Genomic DNA, 15,506 nt, shown 5'->3' with positions numbered 1-15,506 from the left:
GCCGGCGTCGGCAGGCTTTGCAGCTACTCAATCGAGGACACCATCATGTCCACGCACGAACAGGTCACCGAGCATAAATCCTTCTCCGAACCGGATGAGACCCGCGAGTTTTCCAATGGCAAGGCAGAGATCCTGAAGATCGGTCAGTGTGAAGTGGGGCGCTTCACTTTCAAGCCGGGCTGGCGCTGGTCGAACGACATTAAACCGCTGGCGCAGACACCGAGTTGCCAGGCACCGCACTTTCAGTATCACGTGGCCGGCAGGCTGGCGATCCTGATGGATGACGGCACCGAAATCATCGCCGGGCCGGGTGATATCACCTCCCTGCCTAAAGGTCACGACGCCTGGGTGGTGGGGGATGAAACCGTGGTGGTGGTCGACTGGTTCGGGGCCAGCAACTACGCTCGTAAGGTCTAGGCGAAATACACCCGGAAAAAGGAGCTGATGCAAGCCATCAGTTCCTTTTTCAGCGACGATCCACACCCTTGGACGAAGAACTCCAGCTTGGGCCATTCGTCGGTCTTTTCTCTTGTGAACTACAAGTCCTTAAATGACCGGCTAGTCTGAAAAGCCGTGACGGTCGATATTTTCTAGGCAGTCAGGTGCTTGCCGGTATCGACCGGTTGTTGGAGGGAGCAGGGAGATGAGCGATCCTTATATCGAGGACAACGGGGATGAGTTCCCAATCAACAACCTGGTGCGCTGCGGTCAGGCAGCGTTTGACAGCGAGCCACCGGCCAAGGCGTCGGTAGGCAAGACCAGGGCCAGTGCGTTACCCAGGGTGACCCAGACAAAGTTTTTCCCGAAAGCGGCGCTTCCTAAGAGAAGGTAGCCTTCATACATACCGAACGACCCCGCTTCCGGGCGGGGTTTTTGTTACCTGAACAATGGGCCGCCGCGATTGATTTGAATGAAGTTGGACCTTTCGTCTTATCCGTTGCACAGGGTAGCGGGGTTTTCACACTTTATTCACAAACGACTGCGTAGGCTCGACTCATCCGTTAAAGCAAATCCTATTAGCCCGTCTCCCCAGCGGGCTTTTTTTTGCCTGGCTGAAAACTCTTTGCGCAAAAACGGTCCAAGACTGTGACTAAAAGGATCACAGCGTTCTGCTGTCGCCGCTCAGCTTTAGTCAGGCATCGCTTTAGAATGACTCTCCAGCATCTTTTTCGAGGTTTACATCATGCGTTTAACACTGCCTGCTCTGGTTTTGGGGCTTCTGGCTGCTCAAGGTGCGATGGCCGCCGGTGATGGCACTGCTGCGGTCGGCGGCGGTTTGGGTGGCGCGCTGGGCAATGTGGTGGGACAACAGATTGGCGGCAGCACGGGCGCCGCGGTGGGTGCGGGCCTTGGCGGCGCTGCCGGCAGTGCGGTCGGTGCCCGTAAGGGCAGTCGGACCGAAGCGGCCATCGGTGGCGGCTTGGGTTCGGCTGGCGGTTCGGTGATCGGCAACAAGCTGGGCGGCAGCACTGGCTCGACCATCGGCGCAGGCCTGGGCGGCGCGGCCGGTGGCGCTTTGGGCAGCAGCATGGGTGACGATGACCATCACTCCGGCAGCAGAAAGCACAAGAATAAACACAAGCACGACTGATTCTGCAGCGGTGCGCAAAAAAAAGCCCGGCCTCGTGCCGGGCTTTTTTATGGGAACGAATAGCGTTCCAGCCCCTCGAATTCAATGATGGACACACTGTGTCGACGAGGTTTGCCATGATTCCAGAAACCCTAGGCAAGAAAGAACAGGACGCTTCGGGCGTGCCCTTGGTCAACGATCCAGGCAATGAAGATCCGGGCTCGTTGATGGATGACGCCCTGGTGCCGCTGAGCGATGACGATGAGGCAGGCGAGTCGGAGGAAAAGGGCCCGTGAAGTCTGCTTCCAGCACGCCGGCATGAGCGGTGTGAGGTGCCTATGAAGCATGATCCGAAACCTATCGACCGGGATGACACGCCCGAATATCCGCTGCCTTCCCCCACGGATGCGCTGAGTCCCGAGCAGATCCTCCCGGATGCCAACGCCGAGCAGGAGCTGTCTCGACCCGAGCCGCAGCGCAAGGCGGCCAGGGGCAAGCGGCGCACCGCCCCGGGAGGCGCGTCGTGAGCCGCGCAAAACTGCTGAGCCTGGTGTTGGTCGCCCTGGTGTCGATTTTCTGTTTCTCCAGCCTGGCAGAGTCCGCTGACGGACGAGCCCCGGCCAATCCTCCGCTGCGGTCGTTCGAGGGTGGTTCCGGCAACGATCTCATGCTGCGACCAGGAGCCCTGGGCGGGAATGGTGTGGGTGTCATGGACAGCCGTTCACGGGTCGATAAATCGCGCGACTCTTCCGGCCAGGGCGGCGGCATGGGCTCCACTGGCGTCAATGGTTCCATCATGGGCGGCGGCGGTGCCGGTGGTGGAACCGGTAGCGCGGGCGGTGGCACCGGGGGGCCAGGAGGCGGCAGCGGACGGGCGGGACGCTAGCGTGCTTTGTTCACTCATGATGTCGAGACCAGCGAGCCCGGCCTGTCCGGGCTTTTGTCTGCCTGCACGCTGACCCGCGGTTGCTCCCCGTCATCTGCCGCGGCTATGCTGCTGAACCCTTTAATCGGGCAAGAAACTGGCCGTACCTGAGCCGCTCCCCGGGATGTTTTTTGTTAACGGATCAGATGCGATGAATGCACAGTTGAATGACGTGGGCCCGATCAAGGCCGTGATTTTCGATATGGACGGTTTGCTGCTGGACACCGAAGGCATCTACACCGAGGTGACGCAGATCATCGCCGATCGTTATGGCCGCACCTTCGATTGGACGATCAAGCAGAACATCATTGGCCGTGGCGCCGCGGACCTGGCCCGCTACGTGGTGCAAGCCCTGGATCTGCCGATCACGCCCGAGGAGTTCCTGGTGATTCGCGAGCCGCTGATGCGCGAACGCTTTCCCCGGGCGCTGGCGATGCCGGGCGCGCAGGAGCTGGTGCAGCACCTCAAGGCCAATAACGTGCCGATTGCCGTGGGCACCAGTTCTTCGCGCCAGTCTTTCGCCCAGAAAACCACCTTGCACGGCGACTGGTTCGCGCTGTTCGACACCATAGTCACCGCCGACGACCCGGAAGTGGGCGCGGCCAAGCCGGCGCCGGACATCTTCCTTACCGCCGCTCGGCGCCTGGGTGTCGCGCCCGGGGATTGTCTGGTGTTCGAGGATTCGCCCTTTGGTGTCACCGCGGCGAAGGCGGCGGGGATGACCGCGATCGCCATTCCCGATCCGGCGATGGCGGACGCCAAGTACGCCCATGCCGATGCCATCCTGCGTTCGCTGAAGGGCTTCCAGCCGGCGGCCTGTGGTTTGCCGCAGTTGGCGTGGTCCTGAACCTGTAGCCGCTGCCGCAGGCCGCGATAAGCCCGCCAGGGCTTCAGCGGTCTCAAGTGCGGCGCCTCCAGTGGAATCGATCGCAGCCTGCGGCAGCGGCTACAAAAACGCCGGACCACCTGATGGAGGTGGCCCGGCGTTTTTCATGGGCACAGGAATCAGGCGCTGAAGCCGCCGTCGATCGTCAGACTGGCGCCGGTGATGTAACCCGCTTCCGGGCCTGCCAGGTAAGCCACGAAGCTGGCGATTTCTTCCGCGTGGCCATAGCGCCCGATGGCCATCAGCGGGATCAGGCTTTCGGCGAAGTCGCCGTGGGCCGGGTTCATGTCGGTGTCGACTGGGCCGGGCTGCACATTGTTGATGGTGATGCCCCGTGGGCCGAGGTCGCGGGACAGGCCTTTGGTCAGGCCGACCAGGGCCGACTTGCTCATGGCATAGGTACCGCCACCGGCAAAGGGCATGCGCTCGGCGTTGGTACTGCCGATGTTGATGATGCGCGAGCCTTCGCCCATATGCCGGGCCGCTTCCTGGGTGGCGACGAACACACTGCGGATGTTGATGGCCAGGGTTCGGTCGAAATCTTCCAGCTTGAAGTCTTCCAGCGGGCCGATGGCCAGGACGCCGGCGTTGTTGACCAGGATGTCCAGGCGACCAAAGGTTTCGACCGTGCTCTCGACCGCCTGGCGGATGGCCGCGGCATCGGCGCTGTCGGCGAGGATCGCCAGGGCCTTGCCGCCAGCGGCGGTGATGCTGTCCTGCAAGGCTTCGGCCTTGGTGGTAGAGCTGACATAGGTGAAGGCGACGGCGGCGCCTTCGGCCGCCAGGCGTTGCACGATGGCCGCGCCGATGCCGCGGGAACCGCCTTGAACCAGGGCTACTTTGCCGCTGAGGGATTGAGTGGTCATGTCGTTCTCCAAAAAAGTCCAAGGCGGGCTGCCTTGTGGTTGGAGTCGAGTATCGACTTCGGATTAGGTGCTGTGTAGATAGGAATCGCTCTAGTCTGTATAAACCAGAAGTTTATAGTGAGGCGCCATGGAAACCTTCAGCAGCATCGAATGCTTTGTGCGCAGCGCCGAAGTCGGCAGCTTTGCCGAAGCCGCGCGACGCTTGAGCCTGACCCCCGCCGCGGTGGGTAAAAGCGTGGCCAAGCTCGAGGCTCGGCTCGGGGTCCGGCTGTTTCAGCGCAGCACCCGCAGCCTGACCCTGACCGAGGCCGGCAAACTGTTTCTTGGCGAGGTCAGCGCCAGCCTGTACACCATCCAGAACGCCGTGGCCAACCTGGCCAGCGCCGAAGGGCGTCCGGCGGGTACTTTGAAAGTCAGCATGGGCACAGTGTTTGGACGGCTGTACATCGTGCCCATGCTCGGCGAATTCCTGCGGCGTTTCCCAGAGATCAGCCCGGACTGGCATTTCGATAATCGCCAGGTGGACCTGATCGGCCAGGGTTTCGACGCGGCGATCGGCGGCGGCTTTGAGCTGCCCCAAGGGGTGGTGGCGCGACGGCTGACCCCGGCCCACCGCATCCTGGTGGCCTCGCCGGACTATTTGGCGCGCTGCTCGGCGGTCGAGCAGCCCGAGGATTTGCAATATTGCGAAGGCATCCTGATCCGCTCGCCACAGACCGGGCGGGTGCGCTCCTGGGCCCTGACCAGTCGCACCCGGCAGCAAAGCCCGTTGAGCCTGAAGGCACGGATGACCATGAGTGATTCGGAAGCGGCCTGCGCCGCTGCCGCCCAGGGCCTGGGGGTGGCCCTGGTGAGCATGCCGTTCGCCGTCGGTTACTTGAACGCCGGCACCCTGGTGCGGGTATTGCCGGACTGGTACGTCGACGACGGCAACATCTCGATCTATTACGCCGAGCACAAACTGTTGCCGGGCAAGACCCGGGCCTTCGTCGACTTCGTGATCGAGCAGTTCGCCGAGCAGGGTCTGGAGCGACGTTTCAGCGCGGTTTGAAGAGGCGCGCAAACCCGCTTCCTGGCAGGAGCGGGCTTGCTCGCGACAGGCGATGGCTCAGCGCCCGAAGCGCCCTGGCCAGCCGATGATGGTCTTCGGCCGTGGCGTGGCGTAGGTGCGTACCTTGGAGGTGGACAGCCCCAGGCGCACCAGGGATTCGGCGATGGTCACCGCCGCAGTCACGCCGTCCACCACCGGTACGCCGGTGCGCTGGCGGATCTGCTCGTCCAGGCCGGCCATGCCGCCACAGCCCAGGCAGATCACCTCGGCCTTGTCTTCGCTGACCGCCAGTTCGGCCTGGCGCACGATGGCTTCCAGGGCACGCGCCGGGTCCTCTTCCAGCTCCAGCACTGCCAGGCCGCTGGCCCGTACCGAGGCACAACGGTCGTACAGGCCGGAGAGTTTCAGGCGGTCCTCGATCAGCGGCACGGTGCGATCCAGGGTCGTCACCACCGAATAGGCGTGGCCGAGGAACATCGCGGTGCTGGCGCCGGCGTCGGTGATGTCCACCACCGGCACGTTGAGCAGCTCCTGCAGGCCTTCGCGGCCGTGCTCGCCATAACCGGCCTGGATCACCGCGTCGTAGGGCTGGTCGTAGGACAGCACGCGGTCCATGACGGCGATGGCGGCCAGGTAGCTTTCGAAGTTGCCTTCGATGGAGTCGGCGCCGAAGTGTGGGGTCAGGCCGATGATTTCGGTGCCGGGCGCGGCCACGGCCTGGGCCTGGCGGGCGATGGCCTGGGTGATGGAGTCGGTGGTGTTGACGTTGACCACGAGAATTCGCATGGGCTGTCCTTATCGTTGAGGCATTCGGGGCCCGCTGCAGGCGGGCCGTTCAAGGTTAGTGGCTGACGTTATCGACGGCGATGGATTCGCCGCTGACATCCGCATAGTAGGGCTGGCGTTTGGCGACGATCAGGTACAGCAGGCCGGCAATGCCGGCGCCGATCAGCCAGGAGAAGGGCGAGACGCTGGCAAACCCCGGCACCAGGGCCAGGACGATGGCGATCAGCGCCGAGGGAACGAATGCCGCCACCGCCCGCAGGTTGACCCCGCGGCTGTAGAAATACGCGCCTTGCGGGTGCTCGCTGTACAGCTCGGGCACGTTGATCCGACCTTTGCGCAGCAGCCAGTAGTCAACCATGATCACCCCGTACAGCGGCCCCAGCAGGGCACCGAGCCCGGACAGGAAGTACACGATCACCAGCGGGCTGTTGTAGAGGTTCCACGGCAGGATCAGCACCGCGAGGGTCGCGCTGATCAGCCCGGCGCGACGGAAGGTCAGGTATTTCGGCGCCAGGTTGCTGAGCACGAAGGCCGGGGCGACGAAGTTGGCCATGATGTTCACCGCCACGGTGACGATCAGGAATGCCAGGCAACCGAGTACCAGAAAGAAGGTGTTGGGGATCGAGGCGATGATTTCGGTCGGGCTTTCGATGATCTTGCCGTTGATCTGAAACTGCGCGCCGCAGAGCAACACGGTGATGGCCGCGAACACTAGGATGTTCACCGGCAGGCCCCAGAAGTTGCCGACCTTGATGGTCCGGCGGCAGGGCGAAGAGCGGGCGAAGTCGCAGAAATTGAGGATCAGCGTGCCGTAGATCGCCAGCCACAGCGCGCCGCCGGCGAAGATCTGGCGCCACATTTCGCCACCGCTCAACGGCTCGCGGATCGACCAGGCGATGCTGGCGTTGGCCTGGGTGTACATCCAGGCGGCGAGGGCGGCAACGGTCACCAGGATCACCGGGCCGGCAAAGGCCTCATAGCGCCGGACCATTTCCATGCCGTAGGCGAGGATCGCCAGCTGCACCAGCCAGATCGCCACGAAACACACCCAGCCCAGGCTAGACAGGCCGAGGATCGAGTTGTGGTCGTAGTCGGCGAAGCCGGGGTGGATGGCCGTGAGCAATACCCGGAACACCACCGAGGCCAGGTAGGTCTGGATACCGAACCAGGCGATGGCGATCACCGCGCGGATCAGCGCCGGAATCTGCGCGCCATGGATGCCGAAGCTGATACGGCTGATCACCGGAAAGGGCACGCCGGTCTTCTGGCCCATGTAGCCGGACAGGTTCATGAAGAAGTACACCAGCGCCGCGCCGATCCCCAGGGACAGGAGGATCTGCCAGCCGCCCAGGCCCAGGGCGTACAGGCCGATGGCGAAGGAGTAATTGGCGATGTTGTGCACGTCATTGGTCCACAGCGCAAAGATGCTGTAGCCACCCCAGCGCCGGCCTTCGACCTTGGTCGGCGCCAGGTCGCGGTTGTGCAGGCGCGGGCTGAGGTCGACCGGCGAAGCGGTGCCGCGGGCGATGCTGGGGTCGAGGTTGGCGTGGGTATGGGAAGAGGGCAAATCCAGTGCGATGTTATTGGAAGGACTGGTACGCATTCCGGCAGGCTCCTGATCGCGGATCCGCGCTGACTGTGCTTGAGCGCAAGGCTCGGCAGTCTTCGGCGCAGTCCGGGAATCACTGGGTTCTGGGCATCTGCAGGCGGATTCGGGAACCCGGCTTGCGGATATAAAGTGTATGTATTTTTTATTTAAGTTGTATACAAGATGCTAAGCGACTTAAGCCACTTCCGTGCCAGATCCCAATCTAAGCAAGCGACCGATAATTTCTGTTTGTTCTTAATAATTTCTAAATGACTGAAATTGCAAAGTTATAAATTGACCGTTCGAACAGGTATTTATTTTTCGAGGGGGTAGGGTGTGAGCGGGGTGGAGAATGGCCCAGGGAGGAGGGTGTAACTTTTTGGGGCGTAGAGGCATAAAGTGCACACAAAAATGGCACCTGCGGTGACACTTATGTGTACAAGATTTTTACCGGAAGGAGGGGCTTCTGTAGGAGCGAAGCTGGCTCGCGAGACGGCGTATCTGACACACCGCTTCGCGAGCCAGCTTCACTCCGGCAGAACAGAAGAAAGAGGAATTGGGGCTTTAGCCCTTGCTGATGATGTTGCCGGCGTGCAGGCCACATTCCTTCTGCGTGGCTTCTTCCCACCACCAGCGGCCTTCGCGCTCATGCTGGTTCGGCAGCACAGGGCGGGTGCAAGGCTCGCAGCCGATGCTGATGAAGCCGCGTTCGTGCAGGCTGTTGTACGGCAGCTCGAGCATGCGGATGTACCCCCAGATCTCTTCGCTGGTCATCTGCGCCAGCGGGTTGAACTTGTACAGGGTGCGTTCCGGGGTGGAGAAGGCGCTGTCGATCTCCAGTACCGCCACCTGGCTGCGGGTACCCGGGCTCTGGTCGCGGCGTTGGCCGGTGGCCCAGGCGCTGACGGTGGACAGCTTGCGGCGCAGCGGTTCGATCTTGCGGATGCCGCAGCACTCGCCGTGGCCATCCTTGTAGAAGCTGAACAGGCCTTTCTCCTTGACGAAGGGTTCGAGCTTGGCGTGGTCCGGCGAAACCACTTCGATATCGATCTTGTAGTGCTCGCGTACCTGCTCGATGAAGCGGTAGGTTTCCGGGTGCAGGCGCCCGGTGTCGAGGCTGAACACCTTGACGTTCTTGTTCAGCTTCCAGGCCATGTCCACCAGCACCACATCCTCGGCACCACTGAAAGAGATCCACAGGTCATCGCCGAACTCGGCGAATGCCAGTTTGAGAATGTCCTGGGCGGATTTTTGGGCATAGGTCGCGGCGAGTTCAGCGACATTGAACGATGGGCTCATCAGGGCGGTTTCCTACAGGTCGGTGGCGCTGAGCGCTCTAGATACTGGCGATGGTAACAAAATCCGCCCCCGGCTGGCGCGCTCCTCGCGTTGCGTGGGCCAGGTCGAATCGCTAGAGTTCGGCAGTCCTTTTGCTCGCTCGAATAACCAATACAAATGGGAGTGTCTTGTGGAAATTGCCTGTCTCGACCTGGAAGGTGTACTGGTCCCGGAAATCTGGATCGCCTTTGCCGAAAAAACCGGGATTGAATCCCTCAAGGCGACCACCCGGGATATTCCCGATTACGACGTGCTGATGAAGCAGCGCCTGCGGATTCTCGACGAGCACGGCCTGAAGCTCTCGGACATTCAGGAAGTGATCGCCACCCTCAAGCCGCTGGACGGCGCCATCGAGTTCGTCGACTGGCTGCGCGAGCGTTTCCAGGTGGTGATTCTGTCCGACACCTTCTATGAGTTTTCCCAGCCGCTGATGCGCCAGCTGGGCTTTCCCACGCTGCTGTGCCACCGCCTGGTCACCGACGACAGCGGCCGGGTGACCGGTTACCAGCTGCGCCAGAAAGACCCCAAGCGCCAGTCGGTGCTGGCCTTCAAGAGCCTGTATTACCGGGTGATCGCGGCGGGGGATTCGTACAACGACACCAGCATGCTCGGCGAGGCCGATGCCGGCATTCTGTTCCATGCCCCGGACAACGTGATTCGCGAGTTTCCGCAGTTCCCGGCGGTGCACAGCTTTGCCGAGCTGAAGCAGGAGTTCCTCAAGGCGTCGAATCGCGAATTGAGCTTGTAACGCTGTACCTGTAGCCGCTGCCGAAGGCTGCGATCGGCCGGTACGGCCGCGGCGTCTTCCCCAACGCTGAAGGGCCTGCGGCCCTATCGCAGCCTTCGGCAGCGGCTACAGGGGCATGATCAGAGGTTCTGCAAGGTCTCCAGCAGGACCTTCACCTTGGTGATGGACTCCTGATACTCGGCCTGCCAGTCCGAGTCCGCGACAATCCCGCCACCGCCCCAGCAGCAGACTTGTCCATCCTTGACCAGCAGGCTGCGGATGGCGATCGAGCTGTCCATCTCGCCACGCACGTCCAGGTACAGCAGCGAACCGCAATACAGCCCGCGCCGGGTCGGCTCCAGCTCGTCGATGATCTGCATCGCGCGGATCTTCGGCGCGCCGGTGATCGAGCCGCCGGGGAAGCTTCCGGCGATCAGGTCCAGGGCGTCCTTGTCGTCCGCCAGTTCACCGGTGACGCTGCTCACCAGGTGGTGCACGTTGGGGTAACTCTCCAGGCTGAACAGCTCCGGCACCCGCACCGAGCCGATGCGGCAGGTGCGGCCCAGGTCGTTGCGCAGCAGGTCGACGATCATCAGGTTTTCCGCGCGGTCCTTGGGGCTGGCCAGCAGCTCGGCGGCGTTCGCCGCATCTTCGGCGGCATCCTGGCCGCGCGGGCGGGTGCCCTTGATCGGCCGGGTTTCCACCTGTCGATCACTGATCCGCACGAAGCGCTCCGGCGACAGGCTCAGCACCGCGCCACCTTCCGGCAGGCTCTGGAACCCGGAAAAAGGCGTCGGGCAGGCCGCCCGCAGCGCGCAGTAGGCAACCCACGGATCGCCAGCGCAGGGCGCGCGAAAGCGCTGGGCGAAGTTGACCTGATAGCAGTCGCCGGCCTGGATGTACGCCTGGATGCGCTCGAACGCCTGTTGGTACTGCGCGGCGCTGAGGTCAGGCAGCATCGGCCCGCTGAGCTTGAAGCTGTCGTTGGCGCTGACTGGCGCCTGGCCGAACAGGGCGATCAGGCGCTGGCGTTCGCTGGCGGCAAGCGCGGGGTGGAACACCAGTTGGCTGGTGCGCTGCTGATGGTCGCTGATCAGTGCCCAGTCGTAGAGGCCGAAGCGCGCATCGGGCAGTTGCAGGTCATCCAGGGCCTGGCTGGGCAGGCGTTCCAGATGGCGTCCGAAGTCGTAGCTCAGGTAGCCGATCAGTCCGCCGGCGAAAGGCAACTGGTAAGGCGCGGGGATCGCCGCCTGGCCCAATTGGTCCAGGTTGAGCCGCAGGCGTTGCAGGAAATCTTCGCCGCTTTCGTCCTTGAGGACGGCCAACTGCGTCCGTGGCCAGGCGCTGAGTAGGTCATAGCGGCCGCGTTCGGCACTGGGCCGGCCGCTGTCGAGCAGGACGGCACCAGGAGCATGGCGGATCGCCGCGAAATACTCGGCGGGGTTGGTGCGATAGGGCAGCGGGTGTACAGAACAGGTCGACATGCGGGGCGGATCAGCCATCGGAGGAGCGCGGCTGGCGATTGTAGTCCCCTCAGGGATTTGCTCCTAGTGGGGATGTCGGCGATTGCCCGGTTTACGACGCATTGCCCGCCTCGCCGCATACCCTGTAGCCGCTGCCGAAGGCTGCGAAAGGACCGAAGGTCCTCGGCGATGTCGAAAGCGGCGCCCGCTTCGCGGTCGGGCGCAGCCTGCGGCAGCGGCTACAGGGTTTTCCGTTGCTGTGGTCTAGCCTTCCACCGCCGGGATATGGCCGAACAGGTCCTGGGCAAACTGCACGCGCTGCTCGACGGTTTCGCTGATGCCGCGGGCTTTCAGTTCTGCCAGGTGCGCTTCGACCGCGTGGGTGCGCTGGGTCAGGCCGCAGTCGTTGGCGATCTGGATGTTCAGGCCGGGGCGGGCGTTGAGCTCGAGGATCAACGGGCCCTTTTCCTGGTCCAGCACCATGTCGACCCCGATGTAGCCCAGGCCGCACAGCTCGTAACAGCCGGCCGCCAGCTTCATGAAGCCGTCCCAGTAGGGCAGTTGCACGCCGTCCACCGCATTGGTGGTGTCCGGGTGCTTGGCGATGATGTTGTTCAGCCAGGTGCCGCGCAGGGTCAGGCCGGTAGCCAGGTCGACACCGACGCCGATGGCGCCCTGGTGCAGGTTGGCCTTGCCGCCGGACTGGCGGGTCGGCAGGCGCAGCATGGCCATCACCGGGTAGCCCATGAGCACGATGATGCGGATGTCCGGCACGCCTTCGTAGCTGATGCTCTTGAAGATCTGGTCCGGGGTCACCCGGTATTCGATCAGCGCCCGGTCACGGTGGCCGCCCAGGGAATAGAGGCCGGTGAGGATGCTGGAGATGTGGTGCTCGATTTCTTCATGACTGATGATCTTGCCGGACACCGTGCGGTAGCGACCCTCGAAACGGTCGGCAATCACGATGATGCCGTCGCCGCCGGCGCCTTGCGCCGGCTTGATCACGAAGTCGTTGCGCCCGCCGATGATCTCGTCGAGCTTGTCGATTTCCTTCTCGGTGGAGATCACGCCGTACAGTTCCGGCACATGGATGCCGGCCTTGATCGCGCGCTCCTTGGTGATGATCTTGTCGTCGACGATCGGGTACAGGCTGCGCTTGTTGTACTTGAGCACGTAGTCCGCGTTACGCCGATTGATCCCCATGATGCCCCGGGCTTCCAGGGCCTTCCAGGTCTTCCACAGGCCGAACATTACGAATCAGCCTTGACGAAGGCTTTGAAACGGATCAGCTCGGTCAGGCGGTAGCCGCGGTAGCGACCCATCGCCAGCATGAAGCCCACCAGGATCAGCAGCATCGCCGGGAAGGTGAAGACGAAGTAGACCAGCTCCGGCACGCTCATGATCAGGTGTGCCAGGGAGGCGGCGAACAGCGTGCCGATGGCGACTTTCATCGCATGGCCGGCGCCACGTTCTTCCCAGGTGATCGACAGGCGTTCGATGGTCATGGTCAGGATCACCATCGGGAACAGGGCCACCGACAGGCCGCGTTCCAGGCCGAGCTTGTGGCTGAACAGGCTGATGGCGGCGATCAACACCACGACGAAGGTCAGCACCACCGACAGCCGCGGCAGCATCTGCAGCTTCAGGTGTTCCAGGTAGGACCTGAGCGACAGCCCGAGCGCGGTGATCACCGTGAACAGCACGATACCGAAGCCCAGCTGGGTTTCGCGGAAGGCCAGGGCGATCAGCACCGGGGTGAAGGTACCCAGGGTCTGCAGGCCGATCAGGTTGCGCAGTACCAGGATCACCAGCACGCCGATCGGGATCATCACCATGATCATGAAGGTCTGCTGGGTCTGCAGCGGCAGACCGTACAGCGAGTATTCGAGGAAGTTGGCGTCGGTGTTCTCGTCGGTCAGCTTGGCCAGGCGAATGGCGTTCATTTCGCTGTTGTTCAGGCTGAAGGTGACGGTGGCTTTCTTGCCGCCATCGACGGTGATCAGGTTGTCGTCACCGATCCACCACAGCAGGCGGTCGCTGGGCAGGCCCTGTTCGCCGGTTTCCGGGTTGAAGTACAGCCAGTCGGTACCGTTGAAACTGCGCAGCCACAGTTCCGGGGCCTGCGGCTGGTCGGCCACCAGGCGAATGGTGTGGACCTTTTCCATCGGCACGTGGGCGATGGACAGCAGCAGGTCGACGATCTTGGCTTTGTTCGCCGGCGACGGATCGCCCGCCAGGAGCATCTTGGCGTTGTCGTCGCTGCTGTTGTTGACCCGCTTGATGGCTTCGCTGATGAAGGTCTCGACGTCGGCCGAGTGCTGGCGGATCGGCGCGAGCAGGGCTTCGGCGGCGATCTTTTCCGGGCCTTCGACGGCGATGCTGTCGCGGAAGGTCGGGCCCTTGATCTTGGCTTTTTCCGCGGTGTAGCGCTTGGTCAGCACCAGGCGGTAGTAGAGGGTCTGGTTGCCCTTGGCGCGGCGGGCCGACCAAGTCACCTTGCGGTTGCCGTCGACGCGGTTCACCGCCACCCCGTAATTATTGGAGATGAAGCTCTCGTTCAGGCTGACATAGTCGCGGCTCAGCGGCGGCACGAACATCTGGATCTTGATCGGGTCCTTGGCGTTGGCGACGAACTCGACCTTGGCGTCGATATTCCACAGGTCGTCGGTGGCGTCTTCGGTCACCGGGATGCCGAGCACGAAAATCTGATAGGCCGTGATCGAAATGCCCAGCACCACCAGGATGGCGATCAGGATTTTCAGATGGAGGGTAAGAGAGCGCATTGGAATTACTCTGCGGTATGAGCGTCGGTGGCGCAGGCAGGTTTGCCAGCAGCGTATTTAAGACTGGGGTCGACCAGTGCATCGAAGCGCTTGAGCGCTTCGGAACCGATCAAGAGCGGGTATTGGAATGCACTGCGGTCGGTCAAGTTCACTTCTATGCTGCGCAGGGCTCCGCCCATGCAGATATCCAGTTCGATGACCGGGCGCGCGGTGTACTTCTTGTTGTTTTCCTCATCGGGGTCGTAGTCGCCGGCGCGGCGCTTGATCTTGCTGACGCGGGCCAGCGGACGTTCGATGGGGTGGGAATGGGCGGCGTCGATGGCCAGGTAAAAGCGTACCCAGGACTCGCCATTGCGCTTGAAGCGCTTGATATCGCGGGCGCTGAGAGAGGCGGTCTTGGCGCCGGTGTCGAGCTTGGCGGCGACTTCCAGGTCGATCCCGGACAGTCTGGCGTATTCATTCAGACCGTAAACGGTCTTGCCGGCGGCGGCACTCAGGCCCGGCAGGCCGAGCAGGCAGAACAGTATGGAGAAGGCCTTGAGTCTCATAGATCCTGGTGCGTTGCATGGGTTCTTCAGTTCAAGGCGACTGGCATTGCTGCGCAAGCTCCCTCGTGTGCTGCCTTATTAATGTGACAGGCAAATGCGGGCGGCATTCTAGCATGCTGGTTTTATGGCGCCAGCGGCGGGGCGGGGGCTTTTGTGCCGGTTTGGTGCAAAGGGTTATTAGACGATTGTCGACAATATCTATTTTTCCTTTGACTGCATGAGTTGTATTGGCTAGTTTTTGTCGCATTGATTTTCAAGGTGTCGACAATATGTTGGATCAGCTCGATCCCCCCGCCGTGACGCAGGACGATTCGGAAACCTTGTCCGAAAACGTCTTCAGACGCATTCAGGCGGCCATCGTCAAGGGCGAGATCGCCCCGGGCAGCAAGATTTCCGAGCCGGAACTGGCGCGCACCTACGGCATCAGCCGTGGCCCCTTGCGCGAGGCGATCCACCGTCTGGAAGGCCAGCGCCTGCTGGTGCGGGTGCCCCATGTCGGGGCGCGGGTGGTGTCCCTGAGCCATGCCGAACTGATCGAGCTCTATGAAATCCGCGAATCCCTGGAAGGCATGGCCTGCCGCCTGGCCGCCGAGCGCATGACCAACGAGGAAATCGACGAGCTGCGCCGGGTCCTCGATACCCACGAGCGCGACGCGGCATTTCAGGCCGGGCTCGGCTACTACCAGCAGGAAGGCGATTTCGACTTCCATTACCGGATCATCCAGGGCGCCGGCAACAGCACCCTCACGCAGATGCTCTGCGGCGAGCTGTACCAACTGGTGCGCATGTACCGCATCCAGTTTTCCGCCACGCCCAATCGCCCGCACCAGGCGTTCGCCGAGCACCACCGGATTCTCGATGCCATTGCCGATCGCGACGGCGAACTGGCCGAGTTGTTGATGCGCCGTCACATCGGTGCTTCCAAACGCAACATTGCCCGTCACTTTCCAGAGTGCGCGCCCTAGAGAGGTGAGT

The 15,506-nt window shown here is 62.5% G+C and carries 18 protein-coding genes; 10 read left to right on the top strand and 8 right to left on the bottom strand.

All coding sequences use genetic code 11. From position 1 onward, the window contains the following. Positions 1-45: 45 nt before the first annotated feature. The 7 genes from AC07Y9_RS01635 to AC07Y9_RS01605 all read left to right on the top strand — a co-directional run bounded on the left by AC07Y9_RS01635 (position 46) and on the right by AC07Y9_RS01605 (position 3,342). Positions 46-417 carry a cupin domain-containing protein gene (locus tag AC07Y9_RS01635; RefSeq protein WP_007922994.1) on the top strand — a complete coding sequence of 124 codons (372 nt, stop codon included), beginning with the start codon at positions 46-48 and terminating at the stop codon, positions 415-417. Between the two features lie 226 nt (positions 418-643). After that, positions 644-832: a hypothetical protein gene (locus AC07Y9_RS01630; protein WP_007922997.1), complete on the top strand. Its 189-nt coding sequence runs from the start codon at positions 644-646 to the stop codon at positions 830-832. A 351-nt stretch (positions 833-1,183) separates the two neighbouring features. Continuing rightward, a complete protein-coding gene (locus AC07Y9_RS01625) occupies positions 1,184-1,591 on the top strand; it encodes a hypothetical protein (RefSeq protein ID WP_102678389.1) in 408 nt (135 codons plus the stop codon). Between the two features lie 116 nt (positions 1,592-1,707). Continuing rightward, a complete protein-coding gene (locus tag AC07Y9_RS01620; protein ID WP_009042898.1) occupies positions 1,708-1,866 on the top strand; it encodes a hypothetical protein in 159 nt (52 codons plus the stop codon). A 42-nt stretch (positions 1,867-1,908) separates the two neighbouring features. Then, positions 1,909-2,097 (top strand): hypothetical protein, encoded by a 189-nt coding sequence (locus tag AC07Y9_RS01615; RefSeq protein WP_007923002.1) that lies wholly within the window; start codon positions 1,909-1,911, stop codon positions 2,095-2,097. 182 nt (positions 2,098-2,279) lie between these two features. Further along, positions 2,280-2,456 carry a hypothetical protein gene (locus tag AC07Y9_RS01610; protein WP_256581614.1) on the top strand — a complete coding sequence of 59 codons (177 nt, stop codon included), beginning with the start codon at positions 2,280-2,282 and terminating at the stop codon, positions 2,454-2,456. Positions 2,457-2,646: 190 nt separating this feature from the next. Next, positions 2,647-3,342: an HAD-IA family hydrolase gene (locus AC07Y9_RS01605; RefSeq protein ID WP_062823147.1), complete on the top strand. Its 696-nt coding sequence runs from the start codon at positions 2,647-2,649 to the stop codon at positions 3,340-3,342. 158 nt (positions 3,343-3,500) lie between these two features. Here AC07Y9_RS01605 and AC07Y9_RS01600 read toward each other — a convergent pair whose 3' ends face one another. After that, complete coding sequence (locus AC07Y9_RS01600; protein ID WP_009042902.1) at positions 3,501-4,247, bottom strand: 3-oxoacyl-ACP reductase family protein; 747 nt, start codon at positions 4,245-4,247, stop codon at positions 3,501-3,503. A 127-nt stretch (positions 4,248-4,374) separates the two neighbouring features. Here AC07Y9_RS01600 and AC07Y9_RS01595 point away from each other — a divergent pair, with 127 nt between their 5' ends. Continuing rightward, positions 4,375-5,298: a LysR family transcriptional regulator gene (locus tag AC07Y9_RS01595; protein ID WP_102678787.1), complete on the top strand. Its 924-nt coding sequence runs from the start codon at positions 4,375-4,377 to the stop codon at positions 5,296-5,298. Positions 5,299-5,355: 57 nt separating this feature from the next. Here AC07Y9_RS01595 and AC07Y9_RS01590 read toward each other — a convergent pair whose 3' ends face one another. The 3 genes from AC07Y9_RS01590 to AC07Y9_RS01580 form a co-directional block, all read right to left on the bottom strand. Further along, a complete protein-coding gene (locus AC07Y9_RS01590) occupies positions 5,356-6,084 on the bottom strand; it encodes an aspartate/glutamate racemase family protein (protein ID WP_009042904.1) in 729 nt (242 codons plus the stop codon). A gap of 55 nt (positions 6,085-6,139) precedes the next feature. Continuing rightward, positions 6,140-7,687, bottom strand: a complete 1,548-nt coding sequence (locus AC07Y9_RS01585) for an NCS1 family nucleobase:cation symporter-1 (RefSeq protein WP_009042905.1) — start codon at positions 7,685-7,687, stop codon at positions 6,140-6,142. A 549-nt stretch (positions 7,688-8,236) separates the two neighbouring features. Beyond that, positions 8,237-8,971, bottom strand: a complete 735-nt coding sequence (locus AC07Y9_RS01580) for a phosphoadenylyl-sulfate reductase (protein ID WP_007930635.1) — start codon at positions 8,969-8,971, stop codon at positions 8,237-8,239. Positions 8,972-9,140: 169 nt separating this feature from the next. On the opposite strand from AC07Y9_RS01580, the gene thrH reads away from it, so the two are divergent. Next, positions 9,141-9,758: a bifunctional phosphoserine phosphatase/homoserine phosphotransferase ThrH gene (thrH, locus tag AC07Y9_RS01575; RefSeq protein WP_009047891.1), complete on the top strand. Its 618-nt coding sequence runs from the start codon at positions 9,141-9,143 to the stop codon at positions 9,756-9,758. Between the two features lie 119 nt (positions 9,759-9,877). Here thrH and pabB read toward each other — a convergent pair whose 3' ends face one another. The 4 genes from pabB to rloA form a co-directional block, all read right to left on the bottom strand. After that, positions 9,878-11,221, bottom strand: a complete 1,344-nt coding sequence (gene pabB / locus AC07Y9_RS01570) for an aminodeoxychorismate synthase component I (protein ID WP_102678788.1) — start codon at positions 11,219-11,221, stop codon at positions 9,878-9,880. A gap of 243 nt (positions 11,222-11,464) precedes the next feature. Next, positions 11,465-12,451 carry an alpha-L-glutamate ligase-like protein gene (locus AC07Y9_RS01565; RefSeq protein WP_007930638.1) on the bottom strand — a complete coding sequence of 329 codons (987 nt, stop codon included), beginning with the start codon at positions 12,449-12,451 and terminating at the stop codon, positions 11,465-11,467. Next, positions 12,451-13,983 carry an osmotic stress tolerance membrane protein RloB gene (gene rloB, locus AC07Y9_RS01560; RefSeq protein ID WP_097134335.1) on the bottom strand — a complete coding sequence of 511 codons (1,533 nt, stop codon included), beginning with the start codon at positions 13,981-13,983 and terminating at the stop codon, positions 12,451-12,453. The genes AC07Y9_RS01565 and rloB overlap by 1 nt, the downstream gene beginning before the upstream one ends. Before the next feature lie 5 nt (positions 13,984-13,988). Continuing rightward, positions 13,989-14,531 (bottom strand): retropepsin-like aspartic peptidase RloA, encoded by a 543-nt coding sequence (gene rloA, locus AC07Y9_RS01555; protein WP_007930640.1) that lies wholly within the window; start codon positions 14,529-14,531, stop codon positions 13,989-13,991. A 269-nt stretch (positions 14,532-14,800) separates the two neighbouring features. Between rloA and AC07Y9_RS01550 the strand changes: the two genes are divergently transcribed. Next, complete coding sequence (locus tag AC07Y9_RS01550; protein ID WP_102678789.1) at positions 14,801-15,496, top strand: GntR family transcriptional regulator; 696 nt, start codon at positions 14,801-14,803, stop codon at positions 15,494-15,496. Positions 15,497-15,506 lie beyond the last annotated feature (10 nt).

The sequence above is a fragment of the Pseudomonas sp. GW456-L12 genome (assembly GCF_059424045.1).
The sequence above is the reverse complement of the archived record's forward strand: the minus strand, read 5'-3'. Positions and strand labels throughout refer to the sequence as shown.